The organism is Aestuariispira insulae (genome assembly GCF_003385955.1).
GTDB lineage: Bacteria > Pseudomonadota > Alphaproteobacteria > UBA8366 > Aestuariispiraceae > Aestuariispira > Aestuariispira insulae.
In genome coordinates, this window is the sequence record NZ_QRDW01000002.1 from 1 (window position 1) to 17,768 (window position 17,768).

A 17,768-nucleotide genomic window follows, 5' to 3' on the forward strand; every position below is an offset into this window, starting at 1 on the left:
ATGACACGCCGGTCAAAGTCCAGGCTCCAGGCCAAGGCAAAACCAAGACCGGCCGGCTCTGGACCTATGTTCGTGATGAGCGGGATTGGGGCAGCCATACCGCCCCGGCGGCTTATTACCGCTATTCCCCGGATCGAAAGGGCGAGCGTCCCCGGGAGCATCTGAAAAGTTACAGCGGCTACCTGCATGCGGATGGATACTCCGGCTACGAACATCTCTATCGCAGCGGCAACATCACCGAAGTTGCCTGTCTGGCGCATATCAGGCGCAAGTTCTACGATATTCACCAGGCGACTAAATCACCGATTGCAGAAGAAGCGCTGAAGCGAATTGCCGGCCTTTATGCCGTGGAAAAGGAAATCCGCAGTAAACCGCCGGACCTCAAAAAGGCCGTTCGTGAGGAAAAAGCGAAGCCTCAGTTCGAAGACCTTCAGGGCTGGTTGCAGGGTCAGCTCACCCGTTTGCCTGCGCGTTCCGCCCTGGCGGGAGCAATCCGCTATGCCGTCACCCGGATGAAGCGGCTGGAGATCTATCTCCAGGATGGCCGGCTGGCCATCGACAATAACGCGGCGGAAAGATCCATCCGTGGCATCGCCCTTGGCCGCAAGAACTGGCTGTTTGCCGGATCTGATGCCGGTGGCGAACGCGCCGCCAACATCTATACACTGATCGAAACAGCCAAACTCAATGGTGTGGATCCGCAAGCCTGGCTGACCCACGTTCTGACCATCATCGCAGATCATCCGATCAATCGGATTGATGAACTGTTGCCCTGGAACTTCAGGGTCAGTCAGGAAAAACTGGCCGCTTGATCAGCCGACCGGGCGCTTACGGATCTGGCAGACCGCCTTGGCGCGGTTGTTCGAGGCGATGAAGGTGAAGAATACCAATAGCCTCTTCCATCTGGTGAGTTGCCGAAATCCGGTTCTATGGGATTTTTGGAACCGGAGTTGAAGATATGTCAGGAATGCACTGTGCTGGGGCGTGGGCTGATCAATGCTAAAATAGCCCCCATTGCCAACGCGATCCAGCCTGCCTGGAACAGCGGGAAATAGCTGGCGGTTACATCAAACAGCCAGGCCATGAAAAAGCCGCTCACCGCTTGCAGGATGGCAAACGCAAAGGTCATCCAGCCCCAGACCTGGCGGTTTTTCTCCGGTCCGACCAGAACGGCGGTGAAGCCGGACACCAGCGCCACCATGCCAGGAATGATCGCGCCCACCACAAGGGAAGAGACAGTCAGCAGGGGCAGGGAGGTGTCAATCAGGGGCAGGGAGACGGCGGCTGCCTTCATTCCAAATGCCAGGGTCATGGCCCATTTGAAACCGATCTTATCGGCGCTCCACCCGGCCAGGACCGGGCCGAAGACCGCACCCAGGCCGACCAGCATCCAGAAGAACCCGCCCAATTCTTTTCCATGGCCCAGGCCGCGGGCGATGAAATCGACCCAGAAAACCGTGTGCGGCACGAAGCCGAAGGCGTCCAGCGCATAGGCGCCCAGCAGCAGGATCACCGGCCAGGTGAGCAGCTTGGCCGCGGGGGCGGCGCTGGCGGTTTGGATGGTTTGGGGCTTGGCCTCCCACGGGGACCAGGCCAAAGCGGAAAAAAACACGCAGACCAGGCCTAGAATCAGCCAGGTTTCCACCACGCCCAGTTCCGCCAGCTGTGGCATGGCCAGGCCGGAAAAGATGATGCCAAAGCCGATCCCGGAAAAAACAATGCCGCTGGCCCGGCCCTTGCGGCTGGGCGGGATGGCGGAAAGGACGGCGGGGACGGCCACCACCATCAACTGTGCACCGGTCACACCGGCGACCAGACGCCAAAAGGCCAGCCATTCAAAGCCCAAGGGCCAGGCGCAGGCGGCGAAGCTGATGATTGAGATCAGCATATTGGCGCGGACCACTGAACGCACGCCGAATTTTAAAGCGGTAGCATTGGCGCTCAGTGCGCCCAACAGATAGCCCAGCAGATTGGCCGCCCCCAGATATCCTGCCTGTTCCGGTGTCAGCCAGTTGGCGGTGATCAGGATTGGGATGAAGGCGATATAGGAAAACCGGTTGAGGCCGATCCCGATAATGATTGCGGAAAACCCTGCCAGGATGCGGGGCGCGATGCTCTCATTGTCGATGACGGGCAGGCTGGACGGGGTCATTGCCGGGTCAGAAGGCCGGTAATGGTTTTCAGCGGTTTGCTGTCCTTGATCCGTTTGAAGATCACATCCAGATTGCCGTCTGCCCGCAAGGTGCGGTCATATTGCTGCATCTCATAGCCACCCTCATCGGGGATGATCAGGGCGTAAACGCTTAATGTGTCACCTGCCAGAGTCGCCCAGACATAGGGATCGCCCTTCAGGGGGTTAAGTGGGATCCATTTACCAAACATGTTTTTCTTCATGGCCGAACTGAAGGTGCCATCCTGCTCGGTTTCCTGGAAATGGATTGAGTAGGAGACCTTTTTCACCCGGCCATCCTTCTTGGTGATGATCGTGGTCCAGTTCAGCCGGAACCCCTTATCTTCTTCGATAATATCAACGGCGGTCTTGCGTTCGTTGCCGCCTTCTTCGCCCTCAACTTCCTGATCGAGCACGACGGAACCTTCGTAATGGCCGTAGAATTCTTCAAGATCAGCGGCTTGTGCCATGCTGGCAGTGGCCAGGATCATTCCGGCGGCAAGGGGGCCGCCCAGGCATTTCAGCATTTTGCGCAAGGCTGTCATGTTTCTCAATTCTCCCGGTGTTCTGCTGGCTTTTTCGCCTGCCAGTTTCCTGGCATTATTCTTAACTAATTCAAATATAGGTGTCATTGCCGGTTTTTGCATCTCTCCTATTTGTGATATTCCACCAATCGCGCGGCAAAACCTTCGCTGCTTGCAGGATCAGGGCATGAGCCCTATCTTTCGCGGGCGAAAAGAATTGAACAACCGGAATTGCCGTTATGCCGCTGAAAGCCTGCATCATCCCCGTGACTGCCTTTGCCCAGAATTGTTCGTTGATCTGGTGTGATGAAACCATGAAGGGGGCCTTTGTTGATCCGGGCGGTGAGGCGGAACGCCTGTTGGCGGCGGCGGAAGAGAATGGGGTCGAGATCGAAAAGATCCTGGTTACCCACGCCCATCTGGATCATGCGGGCGCGGTGGCGGACTTGGCGGAAAAACTGGGTGTGCCGATCGAAGGGCCACATCGCGATGATCAATTCCTGATCGAGAGCCTGCCCCAGCAATGTGAGATGTACGGCTTTCCGCCTTCTAGAAGTTTCGAACCCAGCCGCTGGCTGGATGGCGGTGACGAGGTTAGCGTTGGCAAACTGACCCTGACTGTGCGCCATTGTCCGGGCCATACGCCGGGCCATGTGGTGTTTTATGAAAAAGAGACCGGCCTGGCCTTTGTCGGCGATGTTTTGTTCCGGGGATCGATCGGGCGGACCGATTTCCCACGCGGCAATCATGCTGACCTGTTGAATTCCATCCAACAGCAGCTCTGGCCGCTGGGCAGCGAAACGGTCTTCGTGCCGGGCCATGGCGATACCTCGACTTTTGGCGAGGAACGGCAATCCAACCCCTTTGTCAGTGACCGTGCATTGGCGGGCTAGCCCCCGCCCATATCAGGTTGCGCGCCTGACCACGGCAGTTAGCAGGCCAGCCCCCATCAGGAAGGATCCTCCGATCCGATTAACCCATTTGAGAGTGGTTGGTTTCCGGAACTTAGCCCGTAAACCGCCCGCCACCATTGCCCAGCAGGTCACCACCAGGGTTGCTAGGCCGACAAAAGTGAATTCCAGCAGAGCGAATTGTGCCAGCGCCGGGGCGGCCGGATCAACAAACTGCGGCACAAAGGCGATGAAAAAGACAATGCCTTTTGGGTTGAGGGCGGTCACTAGGAACGCATTCCAGAACATCTTACGCGTATTGTTGGTCAGGACGTCCTGGTCCGGCTCCGTCGGTTCCAGATGGTTTTCCGCGGGGGCAGAGCGCCAGAGTTGAACACCCAGAAACAGAAGATAGGCACCGCCTATCAGTTTCAGCACGGTAAATAAGGTGGCTGAAGCCGCCAGAACCGCACCTGCACCGGCCAGAGAAATGGTCATCGCGGTCAGATCGCCCAGGGCAACCCCCGGAACCGTTGCCAGCGCGCTTTTGCGCCCACGGCCCAGGACGTAAGAGATCACCAGCATCACCGTCGGCCCCGGTATCACCAGAAGGGCCAGCGACGCCACAACAAAAGACAGCCAGAGTTCCAACGACATTCCTACCTCCATAAGCCATGATACTGTGACTAAAGACAGCCGTTCTTTCAGGAGGCAAGGGGTAATTTACAGCAATCCTTCGGCCCGGAAGCTGAAATGGCGGTCCCGTCCGATGATCAAATGGTCATGCAGGATGATATTGAGGGCAGCCCCCGCATCGCGCACCGCCTGCGTCATGCGCTTATCGGCGTCTGACGGGGCCGGGTTCCCGCTGGGGTGGTTATGGACCATGATCAGGGCTGAGGCGGACAGCTCCAGCGCCCTTTTGACCACTTCCCGGGGATAGATGGCGGTATGGTTGATTGTGCCGGTCTGCTGAACCTCGTCCGTGATCAGCTGATTCTGGGCATCAAGGAAAAGCAGCCTTGCCTGTTCGACCTTTTCCCGGGCCATAGTTGCGTGGCAATAGTCCAGCAGTTGGTGCCAGCTGGAGAGAACCGGCTGGTCGAGTGCCTCGTGGCGCAGCAGGCGCTGGGCGCTGGCCTGGGCCAGTTTCAAGGCAACCAGGGCGGCGTCTTTGATACCGGGAACGCGGGTAAGGGCTTCCCGGTCGGCGGAGATGACATTGGCATAGGATCCAAACGCCGCCAGCAGGTTTTTCGCCAGCGGTTTCACATCCCCACGCGGCAGGGCCTGGGTCAGCAGCAGCTCCAGGATTTCGTAATCCTCCATGGAAGCGCCCATATCGCGCAAAAATCGTTTGCGCAGACGTTGCCGATGGCCGTGATAATGTGGTTTTTCTGCATCCTTCATGCCGGATGATCCACTCCCTTTCCCCCTGAACGGGCAAAGTCTGCGTGAATTCCAGTGAAAAGGCCAGTTGCTTTTACCTCATCATGCGTAAGGCGGACAGGTGAAGCCTTTGGGGGATTTGGTGAAAATCTCGACCCCATCGGCGGTCACGCCGATGGTATGTTCGAACTGGGCGGACAGGGATTTGTCCTTGGTAACTGCGGTCCAGCCGTCCTGCAGGACTTTGACCCCGTATTTGCCGGCATTGACCATGGGTTCGATGGTGAAGAACATGCCTTCCTGCAGGGTGACGCCGGTATTGGGCTTGCCGTAATGCAGGACGCTGGGCGCATCATGGAACACCCGGCCAATGCCATGGCCGCAGAAATCGCGGACAACGGAATAGCGGTTTTTCTCGGCATGTTGCTGGATCGCATGGCCGATATCGCCCAAGCGCACGCCCGGTTTGACCATCTCGACACCGATCATCAGACATTCATAGGTGGTCTGGACCAATTTGCGCGCCTTGACCGGGATCTTATCACCGACCAGGAACATGCGGCTGGTATCGCCGTGCCAGCCGTCGACAATGACGGTGACGTCGATATTGATCGCGTCGCCTTCCTTGAGCTTCTTGGTGTCGTCGGGAATGCCGTGACAGACCACATGATTGATGCTGGTGCAGATGGATTTCGGGAAACCACGGTAATTGAGCGGCGCGGAAACCGCCCCTTTGGAAGCGGTATATTCCGCGCACAGGCGGTCCAGCTCTCCGGTGCTGATGCCCGGCACCACATGGGGGGTGATGTAATCGAGAACCTCGGCGGCCAGGCTTCCGGCCTTGCGCATGCCTTCAAAATCCTCCGGACCATGCAGTTTGATTTTTCCAGCTTCGGGATCAAAGGCTTCGTTCATCGCGATTACGTCTTTCTGTCTTAGGTCCTGGTCTTTGAAACATCAGTCTGAAATCCGGATCGGCAGCGGCTTTCGGATATGGATGCCGTCGGCACTGACGTCACAATCATAGCACAGAGCCTCCACACCGGCGTTTCGGGCGGCCCTGAAGGCGCTGATATACGCGGGATCAATGTCTTCCGCCAGCCCAAAATCCAAACAGTCAGGGCGCTGGACCAGATAAAACATGACCGCGCGGTGCCCTTCGGCCACCATATCGGCCAGCTCATTCAAATGTTTGGCGCCCCTGGCGGTGACGGCATCGGGAAATTCCGCACGTTCCGGATGGGGGCCATCGGGGCGGCGCAGGGTCACATTCTTGACCTCTACATAGGTCTTCCGACCGTCTTTTTCCAGCAGGATGTCTATCCGGCTGTTCTGGCCGTATTTGACTTCCCGCCGCAGGCTGTCATGGCCGGTCAGCTCCGGAATTCTCCCGGCTTCGATGGCGTCGGCGACAATGGCATTGGGTCGGCTGGTGTTGATCCCGACCGGCACGCCGCCTTGGGAGGCGAGCTCCCAGCGCCAGTCCAGCTTGGCCTTGGGATTGCTGTTCGGTGAAAGCCAGACCTGGGACCCTTCATCCTTCAACCCCATCATGGAACCGGAATTGGCGCAATGGGCTGTGACGAGCCGGCCGTCGGGCAAGGTAACATCGGCAAGAAACCGTTTGTAACGCTTGATCAGGCGGCCCGGTTGCAGGGCGGTCTCAAATTCCATGATGCTGCTTCCCAGATCCCTTCGACGGCTCAGCTGCCCTTGCGGGCATTGGCAATCATTTCTTCCATGGCGGCCTTGTCGATTGCGCCGGGGGCCAGCTCTGAACCGATCAGGAAGGCGGGAGTGCCGCGGATGCCGAGGGCGCTCGCCAATTCCTGGTTCCTGGCAATATGACTAGAAATCTCATCCGAGGCCATGTCTTTTTGCAACTGGTCCGCATCAAGGCCGACCTCTTCTGCTGTCTCAAGAATGACCTTTTCACTCAGCCGGCCCCGATAGCCCATCAGCGCCACATGGTATTCCATGTATTTGCCCTGGTTTCGGGCGGCGAGGGCAGCCTTCGCCGCGTATTCGGAAACCGGCCCAAGGACCGGGAATTCAACCATCACCACATCCAATTTGCCGTCTTCTTCCATGATGTCCATCACCTGGGGAAAGACCTTTTTGCAATAGCCGCATTGGTAGTCGAAAAATTCAACCATTTGAACATCGCCTTCGGCATTGCCGGTCCGGGGGAAATCCTTGGCATTGGCAAAGAATGCGGCGGCCCCTTTCAGTGCCCCTGCCTGCTGTACCCGTTCTGCTTCTTCCTGCGCCGCACGGTGCTTCATGGCTGCTTCGATGACGATCTCCGGATGTTCCAGCAGATAATCACGGATCATCTGTTCGATTTCACTACGCTGCTGGTTGGAAAAACTGTCCGCGTGGGCCGGCGCGATGGCGGCGGGAAGAGATATCCCGGCGGTCATTGCGGCGCCAAGAAAGAGGGCCTTCAGGGAGTTTGCGCGGTTAGACATGGTTAATCCTTGGTCAATGAGGTTCTCATTCGGTTCCGTCAGCAGACGGTTTACCGATGCTTATATGGTCTGGGGGAAGCAAAAGGGCAAATCACGAAGGCATGATCACAGCAGGATGCGGTTGGCTTCTTCATCCTGCGGACTTGTTTTCATCCACATCGTTGATTTCGCCTTTGTTGGCTTCAAATTCGATATCCTGGGCACGCAACCAATCCGGTGAGCCTTTTGGCAGCAGTTCCATGGCTTCGCGTGCCTTGAATTTCGCTTTTTCATGATTGCGGGTCAAAATGGCATATTCTGCCTCGGCCAGCTTTGCCTTTGGCTGGTTGCCGAGGCGATAATAGGCCGTGCCTTTCAGCTGCCAGCTGAACGCAGATGTCGGCGCATAGCGCTGTGCGGCATCAAGATGGGTGATCGCGGCTTTCAGGTGCTTTTCGGTTTCCGAATCCGAAACGGAACGGTTCGATGCCTCGATATGGGCCCGTGCGGCGGAAACACGGATCTGATCCGCCCATTCTAAAATTTGGACGGCACGCTCAAAAAAGGGAATGGATTCCTCGATCCGACCCGCCCGGAACAGGATGTCGCCTTTAACTTCCTGAAAATAGGGGTCGTCCGGCAGTTTATTGATCAACCCGTCAACAATCTGAATGGCCTCTTCGGTCTTGTGCCGCTGCATCAGGCTGAAGACCCGGGCATATTGGGCATAAAAACCGGTATCGCTGGGGTCGTAATACCGGTCTACTGAATCCGCCATGAAATACCCGATCAACTTCGCTTTCATCCGTTGATGCAATTCATTATACAGCGGATCCAGCTTATTTTCGCTGAACCGGGATATCTGGACATGGTGATCAACAAAAGCGATACGATCCGCGGTCAGGGGATGTGAACGAGTGTATGGGTTCTGACTGGCGCTATAAAGGGCCTCGTTCTTTTGCAGTTTTCCGAAAAACTCGAGCATCCCTTCGGCGGAAATGCCCGCATCATCCAGAAAACCAACAGCGGCCTGATCGGCGGCTTGCTCCATGGAGCGGGTGAATTTCAGGAAACTGCGGTTTCCGATTTGTTGGGAGGCGGATTGTCCGGCAACAACGAACTCTCCTTTGCCGGTTGCAATGGCCAGCGGGATCGACAGCAGAAGCGTTGCGATTGACCGGGCCTGGGCATTGCGGATGCCTTCGTCAAATTGCGATAGGTGACCGCCGGTGATGTGGCCGGTCTCATGGGCCATGACCCCTATCACCTGGTCAGCATTGTCGGCGGCCATCAACAATCCGGTATTGAAGAACATATGCTGGCCGCCGGATACAAAGGCGTTCAGCCGGGGATCATTGATCAAATGGATCCTGACGGTGTTGATGTCCAGTCCGGCGGCTTCGAATATCGGCCTTGCATAATAGCGCAGCGTGTTTTCAATTTCGGTGTCCCGAATAGTGCTTGCCTGTGCCGAAGCGGCTGTGGCAAGACCTATGGTCAGTGTTATCAGGGACATGAAAACTTTAAGAAGACGCATTATATGATGCTCAGCCAGAGAAACGTTTTGACTAACATAATGAGTGCTTTCCGCGGGCGCAATTGCCTCGCGGCAGTTTTCGCCGCCGGCCTGTTGCTGTCCGGCTGTGAAACCGGCGAGGAATTGGAACCTGGAACCATCGGGTATGTCGGCGGTTTCTTTGGCGGTGTCGCCGGGGATGAACCCAATGCCGTGCTGCTGGCGCGCGATGTGCTGACGGCAGGTGGCACGGCGGCGGATGCGGCTGTCGCCATGTCCTTTGCCATGACGGCAACGGCGCCGGGCAATGTCAGCCTGGGTGGCGGCGGTGTCTGTATGGTGCATGATTCCACTGCCGGCATTACGGAAATGCTGGATTTCACGGCAGTTTCCGCCACAGGAAAAACCGGCCCGGTCGCGGTTGGCGTGCCGGCATTCACCCGTGGCATGGTTGCGCTTCATGCCCGCTATGGCAGCCTGGACTGGCGATTGTTGCTGGCGCAGCCGGAGCGGATCGCCCGGATTGGTCATCGTTTGTCCCGGGCAACCGCGACCGATCTCAAACGGGTTTATTCCGCGTTGTCCCGAGATCCGGAATTCCGGAAAATCTTCACCAGTCCGGAAGGCCGGTCTTATGAAGAAAGTCAGGCTTTGCGCCAGATTGATTTGGCGACCTTGCTGGGCCGTATCCGCGTTCAGGGCGGTGGGGTGATCTATTCAGGCAATACAGCCCGCCAGATTGTTGCCGCCGTGGGCGAGGTGGGAGGAAACCTTACGCTTCAGGATCTGCAGGATTACAGGCCGCAGTGGCGCAACACGCTGACGGTGGAACTGGGAGATGACGCAGCACATTTCCCGATGCCGGATGTCGGGGGCGGTGCGCTTTTGGCTCAGGCATTTGCACAGCTTGCCTATGATGACCGTTATGCCGAAGCCGGTGCCGACGAAAGGCCGCATATGATTCTTGAGGCATTGAAGCGGGCCTATATCGAGCGCGGGCGTTATCTGGATCAGGATTGGCAGGACGATACCTCTGCACAGGGGATTCTGCTGTCCGAGGAAAAAATAGAAGGGTTGATTGCCAGCTATGATCCGTCAAAGGCGACAGCCCTCAGCCGTCTCGGCCCTGTTCCCAGCAAAACGGAACCCCCCGCCGGTACCGGTATCCTGGTAGTTGATCCATCGGGGATGGCGGTGGCTTGTGAATTTGGCCTCAACAACCTGTTTGGGATTGGGCGGATTGCGCCCGGGACTGGTTCTTTTATCGCCGCGGCACCCGATGCCCGGAACCGCAACAGCTTGAATCTCGGAGCCTTCATGGTTTCCAACCGGGCCAATTTCAAATTTCGCTATGCGGCGGCAGGTGGCGGCGGCATCACCAAGGATGCGGCGGTCCTGTCCATTGCGGCTGAGACCCTATTGGGGAATACACCGCTGGAAGAAGCTGTGCGCCAGGCCCGGCTTTCCGCAGGGCCCAACCTGACCAACAGCTATGTTGAAAATGAAAATGGGGCGAATCTGAAGGCCTCGCTGATGAAGCGCGGCCATAAGGTGGAAGGGGCTGGGCGTTTCGGCCGGGTGAACGTGATGTATTGCCCCAGTGGCCTGCCGCAAAGTGATCCGGGCCGGATTGCCTGTGCGATTGAAGAAGACACGCGTGGCCATGGCCTCGGGATCATGTCGAAGTAGCCTTGGGAGCCAATGGGCCATGTCTGGTTTGAAACAGTCCCTGCGGGGCAAAATTCCGCCTTTTATTGTCATGGAAGTGATGCGGGCGGCCGCGCTTCGGGAATATGAAGATAAGGCCGTATATCATCTGGAGGTTGGCCAGCCGGGAACCGGGGCGCCAAGAGGTGTGATCACCGCGGCGAAAGAGGCGCTGGATAGCAACCGGATCGGTTATACCGTCGCACTTGGCGTGCCGGAATTACGTGAAGCAATCGCGAAACATTATTCAACGGTTTATGGTGTTGAGGTGCCGGCGGATAATGTGGTGGCGACCACTGGTTCCTCCGCCGGGTTCCTGTTGTCTTTCCTGGCCTGTTTTGATCCGGGCGACAGGGTTGCGCTGGCTGCGCCCGGTTATCCCTGTTACCGGCATATCCTGAATGTGCTGGGGGTTGAGCCTGTCAGCCTGGAAACCGGTCCGGCGGAGCGGTATCAGCCGACACCGGCATTGCTCGAAAAAGCCCTGCAGGATGGGCCGATCCATGGTTTGATTGTGGCCAGCCCTTCCAATCCCAGCGGCACAATGCTGGGGGATGAGGAAATGAAGGCCCTGGCGGATTTCTGCCGTGACCATGGCATTCGCATCATCAGTGATGAAATTTACCAGGGCATCAGCTATGGCAAGCCGACAAGATCCATGCTCTCTTTTGAGCCTGAATGTCTGGTGATTAATAGTTTTTCAAAATATTTCTCCATGACCGGCTGGCGATTGGGCTGGATGGTGGTGCCGGACGGGCTGATGCGCTCTGTGGAAAGCCTGGCGCAAAATCTATTCATATCGCCGCCGACCTTGAGCCAGGTTGCGGCGGTGGCCGCCTTTGATTGCGAAGAGGAATTGCAGGCGAATGTGGCCAATTATGCCCGCAGCCGTGAAATGTTGTTGAATGAACTACCGGGCATGGGATTTGATCGGCTGGCACCATCCGACGGCGCGTTTTACGTCTATGCGGACGTGGCCAATCTCACGAATGACTCACAGACATTTTGTCGTCGGATTCTGAATGAGACCGGGGTGGCGGTGACGCCCGGGCTGGACTTTGATTCAGGCCGCGGCCATCACACAATGCGCTTTTCCTTTGCTGGAAGCCCGGATGAGATCCACGGTGCGATCAAGGCGTTAAAGGGCTGGCACGGACTGAGATGAGTGTTCTGGTGCCGAGGCGCTCAGATTTTCAGGCACCAGAAAACATACATGGACCCGAAAGCGTTGGGATATGCCTCTTCAAAGTCGGCCCAGCGTTCCAGGTCCCGCAATAACGCCGGATCGTGGTTCTGATCCAAAAAGCGCTGTCGCTGCCAGCGGCTGGGGAATTGGAAGCCCAAAAACCGAAGGCCCAGCATCTGGAGGGCGGATTGTATTTCCGCAATGGTGAACTGATGTTCCTGCACATGAAAGACCAGGTCCCGGCAGGCGGAGAGGGTGTAAAAGTCACTGCTTTTCAGGATTTCGCGTTCCGGAGCATTTTCCGGCAGGGCTAGGATCTCCGCGCGATAGGCACGAATATCATCCAGGGTCGCAGTATAGCCTTTTTGTTTTATCTGGTTCCTGGCGTCGCGGATAGCGCTGCGGGCAGACCGGCTGTAGAGGCCGATTTTCATAAAACCGCCCGTTTCCAGGAGGTCGGTCAGGATGCGCCAGCCCGCCATCGGATCCGCCAAATGGTGCAAGACACCGGTGGATTCAATGATATCAAACCGGCGGTCCCAATCCTTCAGGGACAAAATGTCGGCCTGCATGAACTCTATATTCTCCAGTCCGGCATTGTGGCATTTCCGGATGGCATAGGAAAGCGAGCGCCGGGAAAGATCCAGGGCGGTAATATCCGCCTGGGCAAGCGCGTCCGCTGCCAGAACGCATTGTCGGCCGGTACCGCATCCGGCCAACAGCATGCGGGGAGTCTCCAGGAGTTCAGCCTCTGCCGGCAGGTCATGGTAGGGGAGCTGGGCATGAAGCAGGTCAGAAAAGTTCCCAGCGGTGCCGCGGCCGACAAGATTCCAACGCGGATAGGGGGATTCCTCGTATTGTGCGCGGACCTGTTCGGAAACGCCTGCCTGAATGGTCCCAAAAGTTGGAATATTCCGGGCAATCTCTGCTTCGGCTAGGGGATGCTCGAGATGGCGTTCCATCAGTGCGGCAAAAAGCGGTCCTTTGGCCTCTTTTCCCAATGTGAGAATCTTATCCTGGAGCGGATGGCCGAACAGGGGCCTGAAGCATGCCAAACAGCAAACTAACCCTGTCATTGGACCGAGAGCGTCTGAGGTGGCTTCCTCGATCAGGTGCTCGATCTGATCAACTAGCGCATGATCGTCTGTTTGTTCCTGATAGGCATATTCCGTCAGCAGGCATTGCTGGGCAAGTGCAATGGCCACCGGCTGCGCGGCTTCAAAGTTTTCCGGATCGGCCAGCAGGTGACGTGCCAGTGCCGAACGCAGACTGATCAGTTGGCTTTCCAGCCCGGGATCGGTCATGGGGCATTCGCGCAGGAAGAACAGTAACAGCATCTCCCCGGCCAGCAGCTTAAAGTCGTCGGCGGTGAAATCAACGCGGTTCAAGATGGTTTGCAGGGTGGGTTTTGCGGCCAAAAGCGCTTGAACATTCGGGCGCAACGGCACTGGATTGATCTCGCCGGTTTGGATGACTTGCATTGCCAGCCTTTCCAACGGCTCAATATAGCGGTCGGGTCGGAAATCAGCCAGATAGCGATTCACTTCGGACCGGGCCTTGGGGCTGCTGGCCGGATGGGCAAGCGCCACAGAAAACGACTGGATCGCCGTGGCGTGATCAGGCATGTCCCGAGCCGCGATGGCGAGCAGGAAGTGACTTTCGCCATAGGCAGGATCGGTTGGTGTTGTGATCAGGGAAAGCGCTGCACGATGGGACTGCATCGCCTCTTCGGGACGGCCCAGCTGACAGAGTAACTCTCCCAGCGCGTTCAGGATCAGCGGGCTTGGCGATGCTTTGGCCGCCGTCAGGTAGTAATCCACTGCCTGTTCGGATTTGTTGGTTTTTTGCAGGAAGACCGCATAGGCGACATTCACACGCGGATCGTCCGGGACCTGTTGCAGGATTGCCTGATAGGCGCGGTCGGCCTCGGACAGTTTGCCTTCATGAACCAGAACATGGGCATCATACATTCTTGCAGGAATATCGAATTCTTGCCCTGTCATATTAATCTGAAGCCTCCGAGACCTCATTGAGCAGTGATTTTGCGATGAGGTCGAAACCCTCCATGTCCGACATGGTTCGGGCGACAATCATGGCCCCTTCCAGGGTCGCTAAGGTTCTCATGGCCCAGATAGCAGGAGACATTAATCGCCTGTCTTCCGCAACCCCGCGATAAAGGGCTTCCAGCCAACCTTTATTCATTTGGAAAAAGCGTTCAACCTCGGTGTTGACCTGTTTGGGTAGCGATGCGCTCTCCGCCCCGAGCATGCCGCAAAGGCACATTTTGCCATCCTGCATCAGCGCATTGCGGAAAGCGGAGACGTAGAGAGTCAGCTTTTCCAAGGGCTGGATAGAGCTATCTTCACTGTCGGGCATGCCTTGCAGAAAGCGGTCTGTATAGCGTTTCGCAAGGGCCGAGCCCAAAGCTGCTTTTGTTGGGTAATGATAATGCACGCTGGCGCTTTTGATGCCCACTGTCTCGGCAATATCCCGGAAACTGAAGCCGTTATAACCCTGGCGCTGGACCATATCCTCTGCCACATCGAGTATTTCGTTGGCTTTGCTCATACCTGTATCCTTTTCTTCCCTATCGATAGATAGGGGTTGAAAGCAGTTTAGGGAAGCCCAAATATTGTTGATGAAAACTATCTAGTGATAGATAGAATGATGAGCAAAGCTCTGAGAGGCGCTGTGGATATGGACATTCAAAGAGGGATATTGGAACCATGATGATCAATGCGGATTTTTCCAAGCGGGTTGCGATATTGCCCGACCAGATGCAGTGGGAGGCCTCGCCAGCCGGCGGGGTGGAGCGTATCAAGCTGGATCGGATCGGCGTGGAAAGTGGTCATGCCACATCCATCGTCCGCTTTGCGCCCGGGGCGGCCTTTCCGGAACATGAGCATCCGGGCGGAGAGGAGTTTTATGTGTTGGAAGGTGTCTTTTCCGATGACAGCGGTGATTATCCGGCTGGCAGCTATATCCGCAATCCCATCGGCACCCGGCACAGCCCGCACAGTAAAGATGGGTGCACCATCTTCGTGAAGCTCTGGCAGTTTGAGGATGAGGACCAGACGCAGCTTGCGATAGATAGCCGCGCATCACGATGGATGCCGGGGCTGGTGGAGGGGCTCAGTGTCTTACCACTGCATCAGTTTAGCACCGAGCATGTAGCCCTGGTCCGTTGGGAGCCAGGCACGGTATTTATGCCGCATTACCATCCGGGCGGTGAGGAAATCCTAGTTCTGGAGGGGACCCTCTCAGATGAAAAGGGGGATTATCCAAAGGGCAGTTGGATTCGGAATCCACCTGGCAGTCACCATGCGCCTTTCAGCCATGAAGGATGCCTGATACTGGTGAAAACAGGGCATCTTTCCCGGACAGCTTAAGGGCAGGCTTAAAATGTCAGAGGGTTTTTTCCATGAAAAGGGAATAGGGATCTTCCCGGTAGTCGCCGAACGGGCCGGTTTCGGCAAAGCCGAGGGATTGATACAAGGCCTCGGCTTCCGGCTGGGAAGGCCCCATTTCCAGTTTCAGACAGGGCAGCTTGGCCTGTTGGGCATGATCAATGATGGCCTGCATCAAAAGTCGACCGACTTTTCGCCCGCGGCCCTCGGAACCGACAAACAGACGTTTGATCTCGCCATATTGGCCCTTGTTAAGATACCCGCCACATCCGACGGCACGACCGCTGATCCTGGCCACAAAGAAAGTGACGTCGGCGGCTTCAAGGGCGGAAACATCAACCAGATGATTGCTTTCCGGTGGATAGAGATCTGCGAAAAAGGCGTCACTGGCATCCAGTAGCGCTTTGACCTCTGGCGCGATTTTTTCTTCAATCGCGATTGTGATACCGGTCTCAGTCATTGCGATGCCGGAAACGCTGATAGCGTTTTGCCAGCACCAGGGCGAGCCAATAGCCGAGCGCTCCAAAGCCGATGGCATAGGGCAGGCAACCGACCACCAGGGCCAGGCCGATATCCTGGATCATGGTCCAGAGAAACAGCATGGAATCGCTGAAAGTGTCGATATTGGACAGGCCTTCGTTGATATAGCTGCGGAAACTATCCTCATCCAAGTCGCTGCCGTTGGACGGCAGGATCGCCTTGCCCGTGACATAAAAGACGTAATAGAGCGGCACCATGGTTGCGCCATTGGATAGCCAGGACCAGGCAATTGCCATGATCAGGCTGAAATGGAAATCAAAACGCCGGGCGGCATACCAAAGCAAGATGACAAAGGGAATCTGGATGCCAACGGTCGGAGTCATGCCGACAAACAGACCAATGGCAGCCCCCCAGGCTATCACTTGCGGGCCGCGTTTCTCCCGAATGATCGGCACCACCAGGCGGAAATAGAGCAGCCGCACAAATCGGGTCAGGAATTTATGCTTGTTGTCGCGATGCCGCACCTCGTCAAACCAGTGCAGCGCTTCACCGTTCGGGCCTTTCATCGCGTTATCATTTTCTCTTTTGTTGTTCTCGTTACCGGTGGTCACGCGTGCGGCCCTCAAGGCTGAAATGCCGGTGAATTCGGATCAGTGCGTGGAGAATATAGAAGATGTAGTAGACGGAGAAAACCATCATCAGCAGGTTTGGCAGATCATAGGCGCTAAAGCCCTTGATTTGATAGGCCGGACCGATCAGCGATGCCAGGCAATAATTGAAGTAAAAGAAATACTTAACTCGCAAGAAGCCCCAAAGCCTTACCCCACGCCCATTGGCATAAATCGCCAGCGCGATGAAGGAGAGATAAGCGCTTGAAAAGAGAGTGGCGAAGACCGGGCTCGCGCCATAATGGAATGTAGCGGCGGCAGCCACCACGGCCACCCCAACCTGGTCCGCGGCAATATCAAGCATGGCCCCGCCTTCATGGGCCTGTCCCGTGCGCCGGGCCAGCGGGCCATCAAAACCATCCAGCACACAATAGAAAAACAGGCAGAAGGAGAGATAGAACCAATTCCCGGTTACCGGAAGGTTGCCCTGAACGGGAATGAAAACCCCGATCACTAACAGGATGACGGCGAAAAGCGTTATATGCCAGGGGCGGATACAGGCCTTGATGAAAAAGCCGGTGACCGGCTCCAGGGCGCGGTCCCGCCAACGGGCAAATTCTTTTTGTTTGGCCCGTTCTTCTTCGTTGAAATAATCCATATGTCCTGTACCAGCCAATCCGGAGACTTGTAACTTTAAAAGCCTTCTACAGGATCACAGGCCCGGCGGCAATTGCCGCGCTCAGGAAACTGGTTTTCTTGCCACGATGAATCTCTTGGGCTTGTTTGCTGGATGATTGACGGCTTCGACCAGCTCAAATCCTGCGTTCGCGATGATGTTTTCCAAATCCCGGATGGTCAAAAACCGCACAAAGGGCCAACCCCGCAAGCGCTGCATGATCCAAAGGACCGGTTTGAACCAGCGATAATCCTCTTCCAGGCAGGCGGTTTTTGAGATGAAAAGCCCGCCTGGCAGGACATGGTCATGGACCAGAGCCAGATAACTTTCCAAATCGTCAACAAGATGCAGCAGGTTAAAGGCCAGAACCCGGTCATATTTTTGGCCATCCAGGTGGCCGTCCCGCAAGGATGTTTGAACGAAATCCATATTGTCAGCCTTTTGTTCCCGGGCTTTCTCGACGGCGATATCCAGCATGGATTGTGAAAAATCACTGGCGGTGATGTGACCGACCAGCTTTGCCAGTCTGAGGGCGGTTGTACCGGTGCCGCAACCGATTTCCAGCACACTGTCCGTTTTGTTAAGATGGCGTGCGGTGCTTGCCAGGGTGTTTTCGTAACTGTCCGGGTCGGCGACAGGACGTTTGGCATATTTCCGCGCAATCTTGTCCCAGAATGTGAATGGTTTGGTCATATTTGAGCCCCGATAGAAAATTCTTTGCTGAAAAGCTTATATATGCAGAGAAGACGGATAAATTGACAAAAT

The 17,768-nt window shown here is 56.4% G+C and carries 19 protein-coding genes; 5 read left to right on the forward strand and 14 right to left on the reverse strand.

The window, feature by feature from the left end:
* On the forward strand, positions 1–812 hold an 812-nt coding region (gene tnpC, locus DFP90_RS05965; RefSeq protein ID WP_115935550.1), incomplete at its 5' end, for an IS66 family transposase.
* 149 nt (positions 813–961) lie between these two features.
* Here tnpC and DFP90_RS05970 read toward each other — a convergent pair.
* Together DFP90_RS05970 and DFP90_RS05975 are read right to left on the reverse strand one after the other, a co-directional pair.
* Complete coding sequence (locus tag DFP90_RS05970) at positions 962–2,152, reverse strand: YbfB/YjiJ family MFS transporter (protein ID WP_115935551.1); 1,191 nt, start codon at positions 2,150–2,152, stop codon at positions 962–964.
* Entirely contained in the window at positions 2,149–2,715 is a 567-nt protein-coding gene (locus tag DFP90_RS05975; RefSeq protein WP_147300946.1) for a hypothetical protein, read from the reverse strand. Before DFP90_RS05975 ends, DFP90_RS05970 begins: the two co-directional genes overlap by 4 nt.
* A 218-nt stretch (positions 2,716–2,933) precedes the next feature.
* Here DFP90_RS05975 and DFP90_RS05980 point away from each other — a divergent pair, with 218 nt between their 5' ends.
* Positions 2,934–3,587 carry an MBL fold metallo-hydrolase gene (locus tag DFP90_RS05980; protein ID WP_115935553.1) on the forward strand — a complete coding sequence of 218 codons (654 nt, stop codon included), beginning with the start codon at positions 2,934–2,936 and terminating at the stop codon, positions 3,585–3,587.
* Between the two features lie 12 nt (positions 3,588–3,599).
* On the opposite strand, the gene DFP90_RS05985 is transcribed toward DFP90_RS05980, so the two are convergent.
* The 6 genes from DFP90_RS05985 to DFP90_RS06015 all read right to left on the reverse strand — a co-directional run bounded on the left by DFP90_RS05985 (position 3,600) and on the right by DFP90_RS06015 (position 8,960).
* A complete protein-coding gene (locus DFP90_RS05985; protein WP_115935554.1) occupies positions 3,600–4,241 on the reverse strand; it encodes a LysE family translocator in 642 nt (213 codons plus the stop codon).
* A gap of 66 nt (positions 4,242–4,307) precedes the next feature.
* Positions 4,308–4,994: a RadC family protein gene (gene radC / locus DFP90_RS05990; protein ID WP_115935555.1), complete on the reverse strand. Its 687-nt coding sequence runs from the start codon at positions 4,992–4,994 to the stop codon at positions 4,308–4,310.
* Positions 4,995–5,075: 81 nt separating this feature from the next.
* On the reverse strand, positions 5,076–5,888 hold the full coding sequence (gene map, locus DFP90_RS05995; RefSeq protein WP_115935556.1) for a type I methionyl aminopeptidase: 813 nt from the start codon (positions 5,886–5,888) through the stop codon (positions 5,076–5,078).
* A 42-nt stretch (positions 5,889–5,930) separates the two neighbouring features.
* The gene (gene sfsA, locus DFP90_RS06000) at positions 5,931–6,647 is read right to left on the reverse strand and encodes a DNA/RNA nuclease SfsA (RefSeq protein ID WP_115935557.1); all 717 of its coding nucleotides are present in this window, start codon (positions 6,645–6,647) and stop codon (positions 5,931–5,933) included.
* A 29-nt stretch (positions 6,648–6,676) separates the two neighbouring features.
* Complete coding sequence (locus DFP90_RS06005; protein WP_245956990.1) at positions 6,677–7,444, reverse strand: DsbA family protein; 768 nt, start codon at positions 7,442–7,444, stop codon at positions 6,677–6,679.
* 130 nt (positions 7,445–7,574) lie between these two features.
* On the reverse strand, positions 7,575–8,960 hold the full coding sequence (locus DFP90_RS06015; protein WP_181905216.1) for a M48 family metalloprotease: 1,386 nt from the start codon (positions 8,958–8,960) through the stop codon (positions 7,575–7,577).
* A 39-nt stretch (positions 8,961–8,999) separates the two neighbouring features.
* On the opposite strand from DFP90_RS06015, the gene DFP90_RS06020 reads away from it, so the two are divergent.
* Both DFP90_RS06020 and DFP90_RS06025 read left to right on the forward strand, forming a co-directional pair.
* Entirely contained in the window at positions 9,000–10,628 is a 1,629-nt protein-coding gene (locus tag DFP90_RS06020) for a gamma-glutamyltransferase (RefSeq protein ID WP_181905217.1), read from the forward strand.
* Between the two features lie 19 nt (positions 10,629–10,647).
* Positions 10,648–11,811: a pyridoxal phosphate-dependent aminotransferase gene (locus DFP90_RS06025; RefSeq protein ID WP_115935560.1), complete on the forward strand. Its 1,164-nt coding sequence runs from the start codon at positions 10,648–10,650 to the stop codon at positions 11,809–11,811.
* A 20-nt stretch (positions 11,812–11,831) separates the two neighbouring features.
* Here the strand turns inward: DFP90_RS06025 and DFP90_RS06030 are convergent, their stop codons facing one another.
* Together DFP90_RS06030 and DFP90_RS06035 are read right to left on the reverse strand one after the other, a co-directional pair.
* Complete coding sequence (locus DFP90_RS06030; RefSeq protein ID WP_181905218.1) at positions 11,832–13,835, reverse strand: methyltransferase domain-containing protein; 2,004 nt, start codon at positions 13,833–13,835, stop codon at positions 11,832–11,834.
* Position 13,836: 1 nt separating this feature from the next.
* The gene (locus DFP90_RS06035) at positions 13,837–14,400 is read right to left on the reverse strand and encodes a TetR/AcrR family transcriptional regulator (protein ID WP_115935562.1); all 564 of its coding nucleotides are present in this window, start codon (positions 14,398–14,400) and stop codon (positions 13,837–13,839) included.
* A gap of 158 nt (positions 14,401–14,558) precedes the next feature.
* On the opposite strand from DFP90_RS06035, the gene DFP90_RS06040 reads away from it, so the two are divergent.
* Positions 14,559–15,221, forward strand: a complete 663-nt coding sequence (locus tag DFP90_RS06040) for a cupin domain-containing protein (protein WP_115935563.1) — start codon at positions 14,559–14,561, stop codon at positions 15,219–15,221.
* Between the two features lie 16 nt (positions 15,222–15,237).
* On the opposite strand, the gene DFP90_RS06045 is transcribed toward DFP90_RS06040, so the two are convergent.
* The 4 genes from DFP90_RS06045 to DFP90_RS06060 form a co-directional block, all read right to left on the reverse strand.
* A complete protein-coding gene (locus DFP90_RS06045; protein WP_115935564.1) occupies positions 15,238–15,699 on the reverse strand; it encodes a GNAT family N-acetyltransferase in 462 nt (153 codons plus the stop codon).
* Entirely contained in the window at positions 15,692–16,285 is a 594-nt protein-coding gene (locus tag DFP90_RS06050) for a DUF2062 domain-containing protein (RefSeq protein ID WP_147300948.1), read from the reverse strand. The genes DFP90_RS06045 and DFP90_RS06050 overlap by 8 nt, the downstream gene beginning before the upstream one ends.
* A 31-nt stretch (positions 16,286–16,316) precedes the next feature.
* The gene (locus DFP90_RS06055; protein WP_115935566.1) at positions 16,317–16,985 is read right to left on the reverse strand and encodes a CDP-alcohol phosphatidyltransferase family protein; all 669 of its coding nucleotides are present in this window, start codon (positions 16,983–16,985) and stop codon (positions 16,317–16,319) included.
* A gap of 81 nt (positions 16,986–17,066) precedes the next feature.
* Positions 17,067–17,696: a class I SAM-dependent methyltransferase gene (locus DFP90_RS06060; protein WP_115935567.1), complete on the reverse strand. Its 630-nt coding sequence runs from the start codon at positions 17,694–17,696 to the stop codon at positions 17,067–17,069.
* Positions 17,697–17,768 lie beyond the last annotated feature (72 nt).

Coding starts and splice junctions, on each gene's coding strand:
- DFP90_RS06055 (WP_115935566.1), bottom strand. CDS start 16,985: ATGGATTATTTCAACGAAGAAGAACGGGCCAAACAAAAAGAATTTGCC.
- map (WP_115935556.1), bottom strand. CDS start 5,888: ATGAACGAAGCCTTTGATCCCGAAGCTGGAAAAATCAAACTGCATGGT.
- DFP90_RS06020 (WP_181905217.1), top strand. CDS start 9,000: ATGAGTGCTTTCCGCGGGCGCAATTGCCTCGCGGCAGTTTTCGCCGCC.
- DFP90_RS05985 (WP_115935554.1), bottom strand. CDS start 4,241: ATGTCGTTGGAACTCTGGCTGTCTTTTGTTGTGGCGTCGCTGGCCCTT.
- DFP90_RS06060 (WP_115935567.1), bottom strand. CDS start 17,696: ATGACCAAACCATTCACATTCTGGGACAAGATTGCGCGGAAATATGCC.
- DFP90_RS05975 (WP_147300946.1), bottom strand. CDS start 2,715: ATGACAGCCTTGCGCAAAATGCTGAAATGCCTGGGCGGCCCCCTTGCC.
- DFP90_RS05980 (WP_115935553.1), top strand. CDS start 2,934: ATGCCGCTGAAAGCCTGCATCATCCCCGTGACTGCCTTTGCCCAGAAT.
- DFP90_RS06015 (WP_181905216.1), bottom strand. CDS start 8,960: ATGCGTCTTCTTAAAGTTTTCATGTCCCTGATAACACTGACCATAGGT.
- DFP90_RS06035 (WP_115935562.1), bottom strand. CDS start 14,400: ATGAGCAAAGCCAACGAAATACTCGATGTGGCAGAGGATATGGTCCAG.
- sfsA (WP_115935557.1), bottom strand. CDS start 6,647: ATGGAATTTGAGACCGCCCTGCAACCGGGCCGCCTGATCAAGCGTTAC.
- DFP90_RS05970 (WP_115935551.1), bottom strand. CDS start 2,152: ATGACCCCGTCCAGCCTGCCCGTCATCGACAATGAGAGCATCGCGCCC.
- DFP90_RS06005 (WP_245956990.1), bottom strand. CDS start 7,444: ATGTCTAACCGCGCAAACTCCCTGAAGGCCCTCTTTCTTGGCGCCGCA.
- radC (WP_115935555.1), bottom strand. CDS start 4,994: ATGAAGGATGCAGAAAAACCACATTATCACGGCCATCGGCAACGTCTG.
- DFP90_RS06025 (WP_115935560.1), top strand. CDS start 10,648: ATGTCTGGTTTGAAACAGTCCCTGCGGGGCAAAATTCCGCCTTTTATT.
- DFP90_RS06050 (WP_147300948.1), bottom strand. CDS start 16,285: ATGAAAGGCCCGAACGGTGAAGCGCTGCACTGGTTTGACGAGGTGCGG.
- DFP90_RS06045 (WP_115935564.1), bottom strand. CDS start 15,699: ATGACTGAGACCGGTATCACAATCGCGATTGAAGAAAAAATCGCGCCA.
- DFP90_RS06040 (WP_115935563.1), top strand. CDS start 14,559: ATGATGATCAATGCGGATTTTTCCAAGCGGGTTGCGATATTGCCCGAC.
- DFP90_RS06030 (WP_181905218.1), bottom strand. CDS start 13,835: ATGACAGGGCAAGAATTCGATATTCCTGCAAGAATGTATGATGCCCAT.